At 63.9% G+C, this 17,385-nt stretch carries 17 protein-coding genes; 12 read left to right on the forward strand and 5 right to left on the reverse strand.

The genetic code is table 11. The features are described 5' to 3' along the window. The first annotated feature begins 19 nt into the window (after positions 1-19). Complete coding sequence (dnaB, locus tag NMB43_RS08520; RefSeq protein ID WP_494351724.1) at positions 20-1,444, forward strand: replicative DNA helicase; 1,425 nt, start codon at positions 20-22, stop codon at positions 1,442-1,444. 38 nt (positions 1,445-1,482) lie between these two features. On the opposite strand, the gene NMB43_RS08525 is transcribed toward dnaB, so the two are convergent. The 3 genes from NMB43_RS08525 to NMB43_RS08535 all read right to left on the reverse strand — a co-directional run bounded on the left by NMB43_RS08525 (position 1,483) and on the right by NMB43_RS08535 (position 4,346). Next, on the reverse strand, positions 1,483-1,890 hold the full coding sequence (locus NMB43_RS08525; protein ID WP_494351725.1) for a COG4315 family predicted lipoprotein: 408 nt from the start codon (positions 1,888-1,890) through the stop codon (positions 1,483-1,485). Positions 1,891-1,971: 81 nt separating this feature from the next. Continuing rightward, the gene (locus tag NMB43_RS08530) at positions 1,972-2,637 is read right to left on the reverse strand and encodes a lytic transglycosylase domain-containing protein (protein ID WP_494351726.1); all 666 of its coding nucleotides are present in this window, start codon (positions 2,635-2,637) and stop codon (positions 1,972-1,974) included. Further along, positions 2,637-4,346, reverse strand: coding sequence for a proline--tRNA ligase (locus tag NMB43_RS08535; protein ID WP_494351727.1), 1,710 nt, complete (start codon positions 4,344-4,346; stop codon positions 2,637-2,639). The genes NMB43_RS08530 and NMB43_RS08535 overlap by 1 nt, the downstream gene beginning before the upstream one ends. A 185-nt stretch (positions 4,347-4,531) precedes the next feature. On the opposite strand from NMB43_RS08535, the gene NMB43_RS08540 reads away from it, so the two are divergent. Both NMB43_RS08540 and coq7 read left to right on the forward strand, forming a co-directional pair. Then, on the forward strand, positions 4,532-5,065 hold the full coding sequence (locus NMB43_RS08540) for an RNA pyrophosphohydrolase (RefSeq protein ID WP_494351728.1): 534 nt from the start codon (positions 4,532-4,534) through the stop codon (positions 5,063-5,065). Beyond that, the gene (gene coq7 / locus NMB43_RS08545; protein WP_494351729.1) at positions 5,062-5,691 is read left to right on the forward strand and encodes a 2-polyprenyl-3-methyl-6-methoxy-1,4-benzoquinone monooxygenase; all 630 of its coding nucleotides are present in this window, start codon (positions 5,062-5,064) and stop codon (positions 5,689-5,691) included. Before NMB43_RS08540 ends, coq7 begins: the two co-directional genes overlap by 4 nt. A gap of 78 nt (positions 5,692-5,769) precedes the next feature. Here the strand turns inward: coq7 and NMB43_RS08550 are convergent, their stop codons facing one another. Further along, positions 5,770-7,287 (reverse strand): fumarate hydratase, encoded by a 1,518-nt coding sequence (locus tag NMB43_RS08550; RefSeq protein ID WP_494351730.1) that lies wholly within the window; start codon positions 7,285-7,287, stop codon positions 5,770-5,772. Between the two features lie 354 nt (positions 7,288-7,641). Here NMB43_RS08550 and gspG point away from each other — a divergent pair, with 354 nt between their 5' ends. Genes gspG through NMB43_RS08595 form a run of 9 tightly spaced genes read left to right on the forward strand, consistent with a single transcriptional unit; the run spans position 7,642 to position 15,804 of the window. Then, positions 7,642-8,076, forward strand: a complete 435-nt coding sequence (gene gspG / locus NMB43_RS08555; RefSeq protein WP_494351731.1) for a type II secretion system major pseudopilin GspG — start codon at positions 7,642-7,644, stop codon at positions 8,074-8,076. A 19-nt stretch (positions 8,077-8,095) separates the two neighbouring features. Then, positions 8,096-9,283 (forward strand): type II secretion system F family protein, encoded by a 1,188-nt coding sequence (locus NMB43_RS08560; RefSeq protein ID WP_494351732.1) that lies wholly within the window; start codon positions 8,096-8,098, stop codon positions 9,281-9,283. Then, positions 9,280-10,968, forward strand: a complete 1,689-nt coding sequence (locus NMB43_RS08565; RefSeq protein WP_494351733.1) for a GspE/PulE family protein — start codon at positions 9,280-9,282, stop codon at positions 10,966-10,968. Before NMB43_RS08560 ends, NMB43_RS08565 begins: the two co-directional genes overlap by 4 nt. Beyond that, entirely contained in the window at positions 10,949-11,800 is an 852-nt protein-coding gene (locus NMB43_RS08570; RefSeq protein ID WP_494351734.1) for a hypothetical protein, read from the forward strand. Before NMB43_RS08565 ends, NMB43_RS08570 begins: the two co-directional genes overlap by 20 nt. Continuing rightward, positions 11,797-12,372 (forward strand): hypothetical protein, encoded by a 576-nt coding sequence (locus NMB43_RS08575; protein WP_494351735.1) that lies wholly within the window; start codon positions 11,797-11,799, stop codon positions 12,370-12,372. Before NMB43_RS08570 ends, NMB43_RS08575 begins: the two co-directional genes overlap by 4 nt. After that, the gene (locus tag NMB43_RS08580; RefSeq protein ID WP_494351736.1) at positions 12,369-12,959 is read left to right on the forward strand and encodes a hypothetical protein; all 591 of its coding nucleotides are present in this window, start codon (positions 12,369-12,371) and stop codon (positions 12,957-12,959) included. Before NMB43_RS08575 ends, NMB43_RS08580 begins: the two co-directional genes overlap by 4 nt. Further along, on the forward strand, positions 12,956-13,486 hold the full coding sequence (locus NMB43_RS08585; RefSeq protein WP_494351737.1) for a hypothetical protein: 531 nt from the start codon (positions 12,956-12,958) through the stop codon (positions 13,484-13,486). The genes NMB43_RS08580 and NMB43_RS08585 overlap by 4 nt, the downstream gene beginning before the upstream one ends. 31 nt (positions 13,487-13,517) lie before the next feature. After that, the gene (locus tag NMB43_RS08590) at positions 13,518-15,413 is read left to right on the forward strand and encodes a secretin GspD/PilQ domain-containing protein (protein WP_494351738.1); all 1,896 of its coding nucleotides are present in this window, start codon (positions 13,518-13,520) and stop codon (positions 15,411-15,413) included. Beyond that, positions 15,400-15,804, forward strand: coding sequence for a type II secretion system protein (locus tag NMB43_RS08595; RefSeq protein ID WP_494351739.1), 405 nt, complete (start codon positions 15,400-15,402; stop codon positions 15,802-15,804). Before NMB43_RS08590 ends, NMB43_RS08595 begins: the two co-directional genes overlap by 14 nt. 59 nt (positions 15,805-15,863) lie before the next feature. On the opposite strand, the gene NMB43_RS08600 is transcribed toward NMB43_RS08595, so the two are convergent. Continuing rightward, the gene (locus tag NMB43_RS08600) at positions 15,864-17,294 is read right to left on the reverse strand and encodes an alanine/glycine:cation symporter family protein (RefSeq protein WP_494351740.1); all 1,431 of its coding nucleotides are present in this window, start codon (positions 17,292-17,294) and stop codon (positions 15,864-15,866) included. Positions 17,295-17,385: the final 91 nt, after the last annotated feature.

Consider the following 17,385-nt stretch of genomic DNA (forward strand, 5'->3'; position numbering starts at 1 on the left):
GACTCGCAGGACGGAATTCATGGCACAGGCGCGCGGCGGACATTTCTCTTCTTCCTCTTTTTCCTCGGGTGATGCGCAACTGGCTGCGATCAAGCTGCCACCGCACTCCATCGAGGCAGAGCAGTCCTTGATCGGCGGTCTGCTGCTCGACAACATGGCCTGGGAGCGCTGTGCCGGCCTGGTCAGCGAGGTGGACTTCTATCGCGACGAGCACCGCCGCATCTTCCATCACATCGAACGCCTGATCGAGTCCGGCAAACCGGCCGACGTGGTGACGGTGTTCGAGTCGCTCGACAAGATGGGCGACGCCGAGCACGTCGGCGGCCTGGCCTATCTTGGTGAGATCGCCAACAACACGCCGTCGGCGGCCAACATCAAGCGTTACGCGGAGATCGTCCGCGAGCGCGCCATCCTGCGCAAGCTGGTGTCGGTGGGCGACGAGATCGCGGGCAGCGCTTTGTCACCGGCCGGGCGGGATGCCGGCATGATCCTCGACGAAGCCGAATCCAAGATCTTTGCCATTCGCGAGGAGGGCAGCCGCACGGCGGCGGGTTTCATCGCCATCCAGCCGGTATTGACGCAGGTCGTCGATCGCATCCAGGAGCTCTACGATCGCGACAATCCGTCTGCGATCACCGGGGTGCCGACCGGTCTGATCGACCTCGACAACATGACGTCCGGTCTGCAGCCGACCGACATGATCATCCTGGCGGGGCGGCCTGCCATGGGCAAGACCTCGCTGGCGCTGAACATCGCCGAGCATGTGGCGTTGGAGCCCAAGCTGCCAGTGGCCGTGTTCTCGATGGAAATGCCGGCGACCCAGCTCGCCATGCGTTTCATCTCCTCGGTCGGGCGCCTGGATCAGCACCGCCTGCGCACCGGCAAGCTCAATGACGACGAGTGGCAGCGTCTGTCATATGCACTGGGCAAGCTGCATGAGGCGCCGATCTTCATTGACGAGACGCCGGGCCTGACGCCCACCGATCTGCGTGCGCGCGCACGCCGCCTGTATCGCCAGTGCGGCAAGCTGGGGCTGATCGTTATCGACTACCTGCAATTGATGACGACCAACAAGGAGAGTGACAACCGCGCGGCCGAGTTGTCGGAGATCTCGCGTTCGGTGAAGTCGCTGGCGAAGGAACTGCATGTGCCGATCATCGCGCTGTCGCAGCTCAACCGCAGTCTGGAACAGCGCCCCAACAAGCGTCCCGTGATGTCCGACCTGCGCGAGTCAGGCGCCATCGAGCAGGATGCGGACATCATCATGTTCATCTACCGCGACGAGGTCTACAACCCGGATTCGCAGGACAAGGGCACGGCCGAGCTGATCATCGGCAAGCATCGTAACGGCCCGATCGGTACGGTGCGCCTGACCTTCCTGGGCGAGAACACGCGCTTTGAGAGTTTTGCCGGCGGGAGCGGGTACTACGGATCTTCGGAGTAAAAAAGGGCGCCGAGGCGCCCTTTTCATTCAAGCCCGTGTCAGGGCTTGGCGACATGCCAGGTGTTGCTGGCCATGCCTTCGCCCGTCTTGTCGCCGGGCTTGCTGTCCTTGATCCACAGATACAGGGGTTTGCCCTTGTAAGCCCACTGCTTCTTGCCGTCGTCGCGGGTCACGATGCTCCAGTCGCCGCTTGCCTTGTCTGTGTCGGTGGCGAACAAGGGGGGCCAGTTGATGGCGCATTGGCCGTTGCACACACTCTTGCCCGAACCGGCGGCGTCCTTGTCAAAGGTGTAGAGCGTCATGCCCTTGGCGTCGACGAAGACCCCGTCTGCGACTTTGGCTGGCGCGGCCGGGGCCGGGCCCATGCTGGCACAAGCGGCGAGACCGGCCAGTGCCAGGGCGAGGAGGGTGGATTTCAGGACTGCCTTTGCATTATTGCTGTTCATCTGGATTCTCCCGTGGGTTGTGTCAGGGCCTGACGCGAGATGAACAGTAAGCGCGCGCGCTTTATTCCGGGCCCGCGCAGATCAGCGGACGGCAGCGTTACCGCTGGACTGGGCCACCTGGGGCTTGGTGTAGCTCCAGTGTTTCTCCCATGCGCCGCGCACAAGATTCGGGTACTCCGGCTTGCCCAGGCTGCCGTTATAGCGTCCCAGCGCGCGATAGAGGTCACCCTTCTCGATGTCCAGGTAGTGGCGCAGGATCGTGCAGCCGTAGCGCAAATTGGTACGCAGGTGGAAAAGGTTGTTGTCCGGGGTGCCGATCAGGCGCACCCAGAACGGCATGACCTGCATGTAGCCACGGGCGCCTGCGCTCGATACTGCGTATTTCTTGAAACCGCTCTCCACCTGGATCAGGCCCAGTACGAGCTGTGGGTCGAGGCCGGCGCGGGTGGCTTCGTAATGCACCGTCTTCAGAAACTCGACGCGCTCCTGCGAGTTGGGCATGCGCTTTTCGAGCTTGGCGGACATCTGCGTCAGCCAGCGGTATTTCTCATCCGGTGAGGAGAAGATCGGCTCCGGTGAGGCCATGTCGCTGACCGCAGCGTGCAGCGCGGCCCGTACGCTTGCTGCGAGCTTTTCTTCTTGTTGTGCGCCAGCTATAGCCGGTGGCGTAGAGATCAGCAGGGCGCCACCCAACATCAGGATGGCGCCGAGTTTCTGTACGCGAAGGGGGCAGCGGAGCAGCATCATCAATGACCCAGCTTGCCCTTCACGAAAGCCGCGATCTCGCTCAGCGGCAGCTTGGTGGCTTCTGCGTCGCGGCGGCCCTGGTATTCGCCCAGACCTTCCTTGAGACCACGGTCGCCGATGACGACACGATGCGGCACGCCGATCAGTTCCCAATCGGCGAACATCACGCCGGGGCGCTCGTCGCGGTCATCCAGCATCACTTCGATGCCGGCTGCGGTGAATTCTTCATAAAGCTTGGTGGCTGTTTCGCGCACGGCCTCGGACTTGCTCCAGCCCATCGGCGCAATCACCAGTTGGAAGGGCGCAATGGCGTCCGGCCAGATGATGCCGCGCGCATCGTTGTTCTGCTCGATGGCCGCACCCATGATGCGCGTGACACCGATGCCGTAGCAGCCCATCTCCATGACTTGCTCCTTGCCATCTTCGCCGATGAACTTGCAGCCCATGGCTTCGGAGTACTTGGTGCGCAACTGGAAGATGTGACCGACTTCGATGCCGCGGCAGATGGCGAGCGTGCCCTTACCGTCAGGCGAGGGATCACCTTCGACCACGTTGCGGATGTCTACTGCTTCCGGCTCGGGGAAGTCGCGGCCGATGTTGGCGCCGGTGTAGTGCTGATCGTTCTCGTTGGCGCCGATCACGAAGTCGGCCATGGCGGCCACAGCACGGTCCATATAAATCTTGCCTTTGAAACCAATCGGGCCCAGCGAACCGGGCTCGGCGCCGAAGGCGTCACGGATGGTGGCAGGCGAGGCGAAGCGCAGGGGTGAGAACACGCCGGCCAGCTTGCTCGCCTTCACTTCGTTTAGTTCATGGTCACCACGCAGCATCAGCAGCACTGGCACACCTTCCTCGCCTTCCACAACAACAGCCTTGACGGTCTGTGTGGCAGGAATCTTGAGGAAATCGGCCAGTTGGGCGATGGTCTTGATGGCCGGCGTGTGCACCTTGGTCAGCGGGGCCTGTGGGCTGGGACGGGCGATCGTGGGCGCGAGCGCCTCTGCCAGTTCGACATTGGCGGCGTAGTCCGAGGCCGGGTTGTAGGCGATGGAGTCCTCCCCGGTTTCGGCGATGACATGGAATTCGTGCGAACCGGTGCCGCCGATGGCGCCGGTGTCGGCCGCCACGGCGCGGAATTGCAGACCCAGGCGCGTGAAGATGCGTGAGTAGGCCTCAAACATGTTCTGGTACTCGCGCTTCAGATCCTCGAAGCTGGTGTGGAAGGAGTAGGCGTCCTTCATCGTGAACTCGCGGCCGCGCATGATGCCGAAGCGGGGGCGGCGCTCATCGCGGAACTTGGTCTGGATCTGGTACAGGTTCCTGGGCAACTGGCGGTAACTGCGGATTTCCTGCCGCACGATATCGGTGACGACCTCCTCCGAGGTCGGCTGCATCACGAAGTCGCGCTCATGACGGTCCTTGAAGCGCAACAGCTCATCGCCCATCTTGTCGAAACGCCCGGTCTCCTGCCACAACTCGGCCGGCTGCACGATGGGCATGGAGAGTTCGATGGCGCCGGCGCGGTTCATCTCCTCGCGGATGATGCCTTCGATCTTGCGGATCACACGCAATCCCATCGGCATGTAGTTGTAGATGCCGGCCGACAGTTTCTTGATGAGACCGGCCCGCATCATCAGTTTGTGGCTGACGATCTCGGCGTCGGAGGGGGCTTCCTTGAGGGTGGTGATCAGGAACTGGCTGGCACGCATGAATTGACTCTGGGCTAAAGAGGTGAAGCGGCGGAATGCCGCGTAAACAGGGCATTGTAACCGAGTCACCGCAGTTCCTGATCAGGGTTGGGGCGGTGGGGTGCGCAGGCAGCGACGGCTGGTTTTCACGGAATCGTAACTGTGGAACAATCGTCGCCAGTCAATAACAGTTTCAGGTGGTTTTCATGCTCGACAGAGACGGCTACAGGCCCAATGTCGGCATCGTCATCATCAACGCACGCAACGAGGTTTTTTGGGGCAAACGGATTCGGGAACACTCCTGGCAATTTCCGCAAGGTGGCATCAAGCAGGGAGAGTCTCCCGAGCAGGCCATGTTCAGAGAGCTGTACGAAGAGGTGGGCTTGCGGCCCGAGCATGTGAAAGTGCTCGGCCGTACTCGTGGCTGGTTGCATTACGACGTGCCAAAGCACTGGATCAAGCGCGAATGGCGCAGTACCTATAAGGGGCAGAAACAGATCTGGTTCCTCCTGCGCATGCAGGGACGGGACACCGATGTCAGCCTGCGCGCCAGCGGGCATCCGGAGTTCGACGCCTGGCGCTGGGCGGAGTACTGGGTGCCCTTGGACAGCGTGATCGAGTTCAAGCGCGAGGTGTATCGCCAGGCTTTGAATGAATTGAGTTGCCTTGCATTCGCCAAGGGCTGCGCGCGTCCTGAAGCCTATCTGCTTGAGCCAAGCGCGGCAGGGAGTCGAGCGTGAGTCATCCGGTCGATGCGTTCATCCTCGGTTTCGATCGTGCACTGCGCACGGTCTTTGCGCGCCAGCAGAGCACGCGTGCTCATCCCGGCGCAGAACTGCCGGAGGCAGACTTGTCTGCAGCCGAACGTCAGCACGCCGCAGCGCTGATGCGGGTCAATCATGTCGGTGAGGTGTGTGCGCAGGCGCTCTACCAAGGGCAGGCCCTGACTTCGCGCACTGCGGGCCTGCGCCAGTCGCTGGAGCATGCGGCCTACCAGGAGACTGAACACCTGGCGTGGACGGCGAGGCGTATCGACGAACTGGGTGGGCGGACCAGCCTGCTCAACCCGCTGTGGTATCTCGGCGCTTTGGGTATTGGGGTGGCTGCCGGCGTGGCCGGTGACAAGTGGAACCTCGGGTTCCTGGCCGAAACCGAACGCCAGGTGGAAGCGCATCTGGATGGGCACCTCGGTTTATTGCCGGCAGGTGACCAGCGCTCACGGGCTGTCGTCCAGCAGATGAAGGCCGACGAGATCGAGCATGCCGAAACAGCGGTCAAACTGGGCGCAGCGGAACTGCCACCGCCGGTGAAGCTGGCGATGCGTGCGGCCTCGCGCGTGATGACGGGACTGGCGTATCACGTGTAAGCGTATCGTGCTCCTCGGAGCGTGAGTCGGAAAAAGAAACGGGCCCCGCGGGGCCCGTTTTCATCTGCTGCATCTGGCTCAGGCCGTGGCAACCGGAATCTTGCCGATCTTCGCCTGCCATTCCTTCGGTCCGGTGTTGTGCACCGAGATACCGGTCGAGTCGACCGCCACGGTCACCGGCATGTCCTGCACGGTGAACTCGTAGATGGCCTCCATGCCCAGGTCGGCGAAGGCCACGGTGCGCGAGGCCTTGATGGCCTTCGAGACAAGGTAGGCGGCACCGCCCACGGCCATGAGGTACACCGACTGGTGCTTCTTGATCGCCTCGATGGCGGTCGGGCCGCGCTCGGACTTGCCGATCATGCCCAGCAGGCCGGTTTGCGCCAGCACCTGTTCGGTGAACTTGTCCATGCGGGTGGCGGTGGTGGGGCCGGCCGGGCCCACCACCTCGTCGCGCACCGGGTCGACCGGGCCGACGTAGTAGATGAAGCGGCCAGCCAGGTCGACCGGCAGTGCCTCGCCCTTATTGAGCATGTCGACCATGCGCTTGTGCGCGGCATCGCGGCCGGTCAGCATCTTGCCATTGAGCAGCAGCACTTCGCCCGGCTTCCACGAGGCGACTTCCTCGCGCGTCACGGTGTCGAGGTTCACGCGACGACCCTTGGAGGTGTCGTAGGTCAGCGAGGGCCAGTCGTCCAGCGAGGGCGGATCGAGGTAGACCGGACCCGAGCCGTCGAGCACGAAATGCGCGTGACGGGTCGCGGCACAGTTCGGGATCATGGCCACCGGCAGCGAGGCCGCGTGCGTCGGGTAGTCAAGGATCTTCACGTCCAGCACCGTGGTCAGGCCGCCCAGGCCTTGGGCGCCGATGCCCAGCGCGTTGACCTTTTCGTACAGTTCGACGCGCAGTTCCTCGATGCGGTTCTGCGGACCGCGCGCGATCAGCTCCTGCATGTCGATCGGATCCATCAGGGCTTCTTTCGCCAGCAGCGCAGCCTTCTCGGCTGTGCCGCCGATACCGATGCCCAGCATGCCGGGCGGGCACCAGCCGGCACCCATGGTCGGCACCGTCTTGAGCACCCAGTCAACGATCGAGTCCGAGGGGTTCAGCATGACCATCTTGGATTTGTTCTCGGAGCCGCCCCCCTTGGCCGCGACCGTGATGTCCACCTTGTCGCCCGGCACCATCGAGTAGTGGATCACCGCCGGCGTATTGTCCTTGCTGTTCTTGCGGGCGCCCGCGGGCTCCAGCAGGATCGAGGCGCGCAGCTTGTTGTCCGGGTGGTTGTAGGCTTGGCGCACGCCCTCGTTGATGGCGTCGTCCAGGCTGCCGCTGAAGCCTTCCCAGCGTACGTCCATGCCGATCTTCACGAACACGGTGACGATGCCAGTGTCCTGACAGATCGGGCGGTGACCTTCGGCGCACAGGCGCGAGTTGATCAGGATCTGCGCCATGGCGTCCTTGGCCGCCGGGCTTTGCTCCAGTTCATACGCGCGTGACAGGTTCTTGATGTAATCGACCGGATGGTAATAGCTGATGTATTGCAGGGCAGCGGCGACGCTCTCGATCAGGTCGCTTTGGCGGATCGTGCTCATGATTTGGGGGTCTCGTATGCAAGGGCGGTCTGCCCCGGGGGGTGGGTCAGGCTACGGCGGCGTCTGCCACAGCAGCCCCTGATTATATCAACCGCCCGGGAGCCGCTGCGCAAGGTGTTTGGTGCGCTGCAGTGTCTTCTCAAGTGCTTGATTCCGGGGTGTGATGGGGCCGGGAAGGTGTTTCTCCATGTTGCGCGTGCGAGTGGTCCGACGTGCTCTTAGGGTGACTTTCACATGCCAGGCGGCGTTGGACTTGAGTGCGGTTTGTGGCATGCTTGGGGGTGCTGCCGAAGGCCGGAAACGCTTGATGGTTGCGGCTCTCCGGCGCAGTGAACCGAGTTTTCGTGGTGACATATGAACGACAAGAGACAAGCATCGCAGGGCCGGACTTCCAAGGGCTTCACCCTTCTCGAACTGCTGGTGGTGGTGGCCATCATCGGCTTGCTCGCGGCGTATGTGGGACCCAAGTATTTTTCGCAGATCAGCAAGTCGGAGCAGGGCGTGGCCAAGGCACAGATCGAAGCCTTCGCCAAGGCGCTCGACACCATGCGGCTTGACGTCGGCCGCTATCCGACCAGTGCCGAGGGGCTGCAGGCACTGCTCGCCCGCCCTGCCGGCATGAACAAATGGAATGGCCCCTATCTGGGCAAGAAGGTACCGCTCGACCCCTGGGGCAAGGCCTATGTCTATCGTTTCCCCGGTACGCAGGGGCGTGACTTCGACATCCTCTCCTATGGCAGTGATGGCCAGCCGGGCGGCGCCGAGAGTGCGGCCGACGTGACCAACTAAGCTTCCGTCCCGTCCAGTCATGCAGTTCGAAGTTCGAGCCCTGTCGGCGGACAATCGGCTGCAGACCCTGGTGGTCGACGCCGAGGATGCCCACGCCGCCCGCAAGGTGGTTGAGGAGAAGCGCCTCAAGCCGGTTACGCTCAAGCAATTGTCCGCGGCGCGTGCCTTTGGCAAGCGCAAGGGCAATTTCTCGCTGGTCATGTTCAGCCAGGAACTGCTGTCCCTGCTGGAGGCCGGCCTGACCCTGGTCGAAGGCCTGGAGGCCCTGCTGGAGAAGGAGTCGGCGCCGTCCTCGCGGGCGATCATGGATTCCATCCTGCAGCGCATGCGTGAAGGGCGGCGCTTCTCCGACGCGGTGAGCATGCTGCCGGAGCACTTCCCGCCGCTCTTCGTGGGCATCGTCAAGGCGGCCGAGAAGACTAGCGACCTGCCGCGCGCGCTGGCCCGATACATCGACTATCAGACCCGCGTCGACCAGGTGCGGCAGCGCATCGTGGGTGCCACCATCTATCCCAGTATCCTGTTCTCGGTGGGCGGCCTGGTCGGCCTGTTCCTCATGATGTACGTGGTGCCCAAGTTTGCTGCTGTGTACAAGGACAGCGGGCGGGACCTGCCGTTCATGTCCAAGCTCCTGCTGAACTGGGGTGAGTTCATCAGCCAGCATTTCCTGATTGTGACGGTGCTGGCGGGCATGCTGGTGACGGCGGTGGTTTGGGTGGTGCGACGCAACAACCGCGAAGGGCGCTGGGCGCAGATCGCGGAGAAGATTCCCGGCATTGCGGAGCGGGCGCAGATCATGGAGTTGTCGCGCATGTACCTGACCATCGGCATGTTGCTGGAGGGCGGCATTCCCGTGGTGGGGGCTCTCGACATGGTGGGCGGTACCGTCGCGGCCGGCACGCGCAACCGCATCCTGGCCGCGCGGGCCGATATTGCCAATGGTGAGCCGGTCTCGCGTGCCTTCGAAATGCACGGCCTGTCGACGCCGATTGCGCTGCGCATGCTGCGGGTGGGCGAGAAGTCCGGCCAGCTCGGCACCATGCTGACACGCTCCGCGCTGTTCTACGAGGGTGAGAGCGCGCGCTGGATCGAGCGCTTCAGCAAGACATTTGAACCGGCCCTCATGGCGCTCATCGGGGTCATCATCGGCTTCATCGTGGTGTTGTTGTATATGCCCATCTTTGATTTGGCAGGGTCCCTGCAATGACCGCGCGTGATCCCCGCATTGAACAGGAAGTGCTGCGCCGCGCACGGGCTTCGGCGGTCAGTTCCGGCCGCTCGGTGATGGCCGAGCTGGAGGCCGTGACCCGCCTCGAAGCGCGCGATGTGTTGCGCGCAGTGGCGGCGCATTTCGGTTGCCGCGTGATGGAAACCGCCGAGATGCTGGACTGCGTGGCTGTCTTCGAACTGCTGCCGCTGGCGCGCGCGCAGCAGCGCGGCTGTGTCTTGCTGCAGCCCAAGGCGGATGACCGCAAGCGTTTGCTGGCAGTGATCGCGGACCCCTTCGATGCCGACCTGCAGGTGTGGCTTGAATCGGTTGCCGAACGTGCGTTGGAGTTCCGCCTGGCGCTGGCCTCGGATATCCAGGCCTACCTGTCGAAGCAGGAAGAGTCGATCCGCGCGGTCGACAGCCTGCTGTCGGGTGGCGAGATGGGCAAGGGCGATGCCCGTACCCTGGAGAGCCTGACCTTCGCCTCGGTTAGCGATGCCACCAGTCCGGCCGTGAAGCTGGTCAACTCGACGCTGTACGACGCACTCAAGGCGGGCGTCAGCGACATCCACCTGGAGAGCACGCCGACCGGCATGGTCTCCAAGTACCGTATCGACGGTGTGCTGGACCCGGTGGCGACCATCCAAGGCTCGGCCCTGGCCGAGCAGGTGATCTCCCGCATCAAGGTGCTGTCGGAGCTGGATATCGCCGAGCGTCGCATTCCGCAGGACGGCAGCTTCCGTGTCGAGGCGCTGGGGCGCGAGATCGACCTGCGGGTGTCCATCATGCCCAGCATCCACGGCGAGGATGCGGTGATCCGTATCCTCGACAAACAGGCCATGGTCGAGCAGCACGGCACGCTGACGCTGGATGCGGCAGGATTCGACGCCAAGACCCTGGCGACCTTGCGCCGCCTGGTGCAGGAACCCTATGGCATGGTGCTGGTGACCGGCCCCACGGGCTCGGGCAAGACCACCACGCTGTATGCCGCGCTGTCCGAGATCAACCACGGCCGCGACAAGATCATCACCATCGAAGACCCGGTTGAGTACCAGTTGCCGGGCATCCTGCAGATTCCGGTCAACGACAAGAAAGGCCTGACCTTTGCGCGTGGTTTGCGCTCCATCCTGCGGCATGACCCGGACAAGATCATGGTTGGCGAGATCCGCGACAAGGAAACCGCCGAGATTGCCGTGCAATCGGCGCTGACGGGTCACTTGGTGCTGTCCACGGTGCACGCCAACAACGTGTATGACGTGTTTGGACGTTTCCACCACATCGGCGTCGATCTCTACTCCTTTGTCTCTGCCTTGAATGGTGTGACCGCCCAGCGGCTGGTTCGCCTCAACTGCAAGCGCTGCTGTGTACCCTACACCCCTTCCGAGCGTGAGCTGGCGGATGCCGGGCTCACGCAGGAGGGTGTGAAAAACTACGTGTTCATGCGCGGGCGGGGCTGCGGGGATTGCCGTGGTTCCGGTTATCGTGGGCGCAAGGCAGTGGCCGAGGTGCTGGTGATGAATCCCGAAATCGCAGAATTGATCGTCGAACGGCGTTCGGTGCGCCAACTCATGGAAGCGGCGCGCCGCAATGGCACGCGCAGCCTCTACGAGGATGCGCTGACCCTGGTGGCGACTGGCGAGACGACACTGGAGGAGGTCCGGCGTGTCACGCTTGCGGCCTAACACTTATTCGCTGGGCGTCGGTGCGCGCGAGATGGCGGTGGTCGACCTGCAGGGCAAGGCCGCTGCGCGCCTGCTCTCGCTGCTGCCATTGGAAGCCTATCTGGCCGGCTCGCACACCCCCGAGTTTGCTGACTGGGAGCCGTCGATGGCGACCGTGATGGCACAGACCGAAGTGAAGACCGGCGGCAACCTGCATGTGACCATTGCCGACGACTGGGTGCGCTATTGGGCGCTCGGTGTGCCTGAGGGCATCCGCAGCATGGAAGAGTTGCGGGCATTGTCCGCCACCCGCTTCGAACAGCTCTATTCGAGCCCGGCGGACGGCTGGACCCTCTGCGCGGACTGGAGCCCGCACGGCGCTTCCCTGGCCTGTGCGCTGCCCAGCCGCCTGCTTGCCTCGCTGCGCAATGTCAGCGCGCAGTACCACTGGCGTATCGAGACCATCCAGCCGCAGGCGGTGCGCCTGCTCAATGGGCACCGCGATCGAATCGAGGACCACGCCTGGGTGTGTTGCTTCAGCAGTGGCACCTTCCTCGCGCTGCTCTATGAAGACAAGCTGCTGCGCCACGCGCGTCAGTTCCGCTTCGACAGCTTGCCGATGATGGAGGAAGTCTGCCTGCGCCTGGAGACGGAACTGTTGCGGGTCGGTTGCGACATGCCGCCGGTGGCCTACTTCCTGGGCAAGGGGCCGGAATTGCGTGAAGCCTCCAACTGGCATGGGATGCGCCTGGAGGCACTCAACGACGCGGCTGAGCGGGCTGTGCTCACCGGCAGCGGCAAGCGCAGCCAGGCCGAGGCCTGCGTGCTCGCCATGCAGGGAGGCTTGGCATGAGACGCGTCGAGATCGACTTCGCCAGCGAAGCCCTGCCCATGTTCGGCGGCGGGCAGCGTCGCGTCTTGTGGTGGGGGCTGCTGGTCGTGGCCCTGCTGTTGTTGCTGTCCTGTGTCGGCGTGATCTGGCAGGCCGGCGCGACCAGTGCCGAGCTGTCGGCGCAGATTGCCGAGCTGGATGAATCGACGCGCAGCATCGAGGCGACCCGCCAGCAGGCTGCCGGCGTCTCCACCGACGAACTGGAGTCGGTGAACGCGGCCGTGCGCTATCTCAACTATCCCTGGGTGGATCTGCTGGGCGCGCTGGAGCGTCACATCCGCCCGGAGGTGACCCTGGTGTCGCTGGAGATGGGCATTACCCGACCCAGCATCAAGCTGAGCGTGCAGGCACCGGATGTCGGACAAGCCTTGGGCTATGTGGATAGCATCAAGGCCGAGCCTGCCTTGCGTGGCCTCGCGGTGACCAAGCACGAGGAGACCACGACCGACACTGGCAAGGCATCCCGGGTCCTGTTGGAGATTCCGCAGGCCGTGCCGAGCCCGCGTCAGACGCCGCGAGGAGAGGGGCGATGAAGCTCGACGCCAAGAGCCTGGACCTGTCGGCGTTGCGTCTGCGCAGCGAGATGCTGCTGTGGCGCCTGGGCTGGCTGCCGGTGCTGGCCGTCGTGCTGCTGGTGGTGGCTGTGCTGTGCCTGGCGCTGGTCCTGCCGGTCCAGCGCCTGCGCGTGGAGGCCCTGGAGAACGAACTGGCCGCAGCGGTCGAACAGTCCGCCAGCAAGGTGGCGGTGGCGCCGCAGGAGCCGCCACTCAATGCCTTCCAGCGCATCCTGATGCCACAGGCGCAGACCAATGACCTGTTGCGGCAGATTCACCAGATCGCACAGAACACTGGCGTCGCGACGGTGCAGGCGGACCTGCGGCGGGTGAACGACAATGCCGGCGTTGCCTCGCAACTGCAGATCGCGCTGCCGGCGCGGGGAGACTATGCCGCCCTGCGTCGCTTCTGTCTGACCCTGCTGTCGGCCATCCCCTCGCTGTCGCTGGATCAACTGGTCCTCAAGCGCGAGCAGGTGCAGAGCAACCAGGTCGATGCCCAGATCATCCTGTCCGTGTGGCAGACGCCCGAACGCAGGCAGCTTGTCACAGGGGGCACGCCGTGAACCCCAAACACAAGCGTTTGCTCGTGATGCTGCCGCTGCTGGCCGTCGCTGCCTGGCTGGCCTTGTTCGGCGACAAGACGCCGGAGGACGAGGTGGCCGCGCCGACGCGTGGCAGCGGGGCGAGCGAAACCGCGCCGGTGGCGAGCGTCGAGGCGCCCGCGCAGCCCGTGGCCGCAGAGGTTGCGGAAGGCGAGGTGTTGCGAGTGGCGCCACGCGACCGTGTGAGCGCCATGATCGACAGTGCGGACATGCGCGACCTGTTTGCCCCCAGCGTGCCGCCGCCACCGCCGCAGGATCAGCAAGTTGTGGCACCGCCGCCACCGCCGGTGCAGCCCTTCGCCTACATTGGGCGCGAGTTGGACAAGTCGCGCTGGCGTTACTTCCTGGAAAGGAACGGTCAGGTTTTCGTGCTGGCGGCCGGCGAACAGGCCGAGGGTTTCAGGCTTGAGAAGGCAGGAAATGGAGAGCTGGCCCTGGTGGAGCTGTCGACCCAGGCCAGGCACGTCATCGCGATCGATGGTGAGTGAAATGAAAACGAGAATGATGAGACAACATCGAATGCTCCGCGCCTGGACGCTGGTGCTGGCGACCGTGCTGCTGACCGCCTGTGCCACGACCGGCGGCAAGGAAGAGCTGAAGTACGCGCAAGGACTGTCCGCGTCCGGCCAGATCAGCGAGGCACACGAGGTCTTGCAGCGCGCCGCCGCCAAGTATCCCAACGATGCCGAGGTGCAGGCCGCGCTGAAAACTTCGCGGCAACGCCTGGGCCACTTCCTCTCCAACCAGGCAGGGGAGGCGATGGACAGGCAGCGCTGGGACGATGCCGAGCGCCAGTACAAGCAACTGGCGGCGGTGCCGGGCTATGAGCAGCAGGGAAACGTCGGCCTGGCCCAGGTGAGTGAGCGCAGGGCCGCGAGCGTGCCAGCCGTCGTGATGCCGAAGGTGACGGCGACCGTGGTGCCGGCCACGCCCATGCCGGGCGCGGGGCCGGTGCGCAGCTACGAGGGCTTCGACGTGGCGGTGGGCGGCAAGGCGGCTACGCGGCCGGCGGCGAATCCTGCGGCCGGCTTGGCGCAGTCTCCGGTAAGCGACCTGGAGCAGGCGCTGGAGCGTCGCGTGACGCTGCAGTTCCGCGACGCGTCGGTGCGTTCCCTGTTCGACGTGATCGGCAAGACTAGCGGACTCAACATCGTGTTCGACCGCGATGTCTCGCCCGACCTCAAGACCACGGTGTTCCTGAAGAACACCACGGTGCGTGCCGCGATCGACAAGATCGTACTGACCAGCCAGCTCGCCTGGCGCGCGCTCGACGAAGACACGCTGCTGATCTACAACGACGATGTGACCAAGCAGCGCGACTATCAGGCGCTGACCGTGCGCAGCTTCGTGCTGGCCAACGCGGATGCGAAGCTGGTGGCCAACAGTCTCAAGACCGTGCTGCGCTTCAACAACGTGGTGGTCGATCCCAAGCTCAACATGATCGTGATGCGCGATACGCCGGAGGCGATCCGCCTGGCCGAGAAACTGGTGGCGATGCACGACGTGCCCGAGGCCGAGGTGATGCTGGAGATCGAGGTCATCGAAATCTCCCGCTCCATGCTGCAGAACCTGGGCATCGAGTGGCCCACCAGCCTGAGCCTCACGCCGCTGCCTTCCGGCAACTACGTGACGGCGGATGGCTCGACCACGCTTACGCTCAAGGACCTGATGACCATCAATTCCTCGCGCATCGGCGCGGCGATCGGCCCGGTCACCGCCCGCGCCGGCAAGACCGATGGCGACCTGAACCTGCTGGCCAACCCGCGTATCCGCATCCGCAACCGCGACAAGGCCAAGGTGCTGATCGGTGAGCGCGTGCCCAACATCAATTCGACGGCCACCTCGACCGGTTTCGTCAGCGAGAACATTACCTATGTCGATGTGGGCCTGAAGCTGGAAGCAGAGCCGCAGATCTTTGCGGACCGCGAAGTGGCCATTAAGTTGAACCTGGAGGTGAGCCAGATTTCCGAGACCGTGCAGACCAAGAGCGGCACTCAGGCTTACCGTATCACCACGCGCAACGCGGCCACCGTGCTGCGCTTGAAGGATGGCGAGAACCAGGTGCTGGCCGGACTGATCCAGGATATCGACCGCAAGCAGGCGCAGAAGGTGCCAGGCCTGGGTGACATCCCGGTCCTGGGCTACCTGTTCGGCTCGAATACTGACGATCAGCGCAAGACCGAGATTGTGCTGTCGATCACGCCGCGCCTGATTCGCGCGATCAACAAGCCGACGCCGGATGCGGCGGGCTTCGATGCGGGTACCGTCACCAGCGTGCGTGGTCGTCGTCCGGACAACGAACTGCAGCAGGGTGGCAATGCCGGCTTCACAGACGGCATGCAGGGCAATGTGGTGTCGCCCCAGCAGCAGACGCCGACGGATAGCAGCAGAAGGCGGGAACGTGACGAAGAGTGAGGCAGCACCCGGCCGCGCCAGATCATGGCGCGGCTTCACCCTGATCGAGATGCTGGTGGCGATGGCGATCATCGCACTCTTGCTGACCTTGGCCTTGCCGCGCTATTTCTCGGGTCTGGAGCACTCGAAGGATGCGGTGCTGATGGAGAACCTCAAGACGACGCGCGATGTGATCGACAAGTTCTACGGCGACAACGGGCGCTACCCGGAGTCGCTGTACGAACTGGTGGAGAAGAAGTATTTGCGCAGCGTGCCGATCGACCCGGTGACCAACAGCAATCGCACCTGGATCATCATTCCGCCTGAACAGCCTTATCGCGGCCAGGTGTACGACATCAAGAGCGGTGCGCGCGGGGCGACCCGTGACGGGCGCCCCTACTCACAACTCTGAGGCTCAAGGAATTCGATGCAGAACAATGCGGGAGGCACGGGCCTCCCGCTTTGTTTTCATCAATCGCCGACCCACAGATCGGCGTTGCCGATCTGGTGTTCGCGCGCGTCGAAGCGCATGGTTGCGCGGCCGTTTCCACGCTTCTTTTCCCAGTCCCGAAGGGCAAGCAGTGCTGGTTTTTGGAGCGCCAGGATGGCGATGATGTTGAGCCAGGCCATCACTCCGACGCCGATGTCGCCCAGGGTCCAGGCCAGTTCTGCCGATCTCACCGCACCGAACAGCGTGGCGCCGAGGATCATGAGCTTGAGCAGGAAACCCAGCCAGGGGCGGTTGATCTTGCGGTTGATGTAGGCGACATTGGTGTCGGCGATGTAGTAGTAGGCGACGATGGTCGTGAAGGCGAAGAAGAACAGCGCGGTGGCGACGAAGATGCTGCCGAAACCGGGCAGTACGCTTTCCACGGCGGCTTGAGTGAAGGCCGGGCCGACGGTGATGCCGGGTAGCTTCTCGACGAGCAGCGTACCGCTGGGGCTGGTCACGTTGTACAGGCCGGTGATCAGGATCATGAAGGCGGTGGCAGAGCACACGAACAAGGTGTCGACGTAGACCGAGAAGGCCTGCACGATGCCTTGCTCGGCGGGATGCTTCACCGCGGCCGCGGCGGCCGGGTGGGGGCCGCTGCCCTGGCCGGCTTCGTTGGAGAACACGCCACGCTTGACCCCCCACTGGATCGCGCTGCCCAGCATGCCGCCAAAGGCCGCATCCATGCCAAAGGCGCTGCTGAAGATCAGTTGCAGCACGCCTGGCAACTTCTCGATGTTGAGGCCGACGATTACGAAGGCCACCAGGATGTAGCCCAGGGCCATGAAAGGCACGACGATTTCGGCGAACTTGGCGATGCGCTTGACGCCGCCGAAGATGATGAGGCCCAGCAGGACGACCATGATCGCGGCGGACACCGAAGGGTCAACGTCCAGCGAGTTCTGCAGGCCGGAGGCGATGCTGTTGGCTTGCACGCCGGGCAGGAGCAGGCCCATCGAGATGATGGTGGCGAGGGCGAAGACCCAGGCGTAGGCGCGCCAGCCCAGGCCTTTCTCGATGTAGTAGGCGGGGCCGCCGCGGAACAGGCCGTCGTTCTTTTCCTTGTAGATCTGGGCCAGGGTGGATTCGATGTAGGCGGTGGCGGCGCCGAGGAAGGCCATCATCCACATCCAGAAAACGGCCCCCGGGCCACCATAGAAGATGGCGGCGGCCACGCCAGCGATGTTGCCGGTGCCGACGCGGCCGGACAGGGCCATGGTCAGCGCCTGGAACGACGACACGCCGGCCTCGGTGGCTTCGTGCTCGCGTAACTGGCGGATCATCTCGGGCACGTGGCGGATCTGCATGAAGCGTGTGCGCAGCGAGAAGTACAGCCCGACACCGAGGCACAGCCAGATCAGGGCCGGGCTCCAGACGATGTCGTTGATGCGGTTGATGAGATCGGTCATCTCGTGTCTCCAGTCTTGATAGGTGGTCTTGTTAGCTGACCCGGCTTGTGGCCGGGTCAAGCGGCGCAGACTAGCCGGGACTGGAGGGGCG

The sequence above is a fragment of the Uliginosibacterium sangjuense genome (assembly GCF_059132465.1).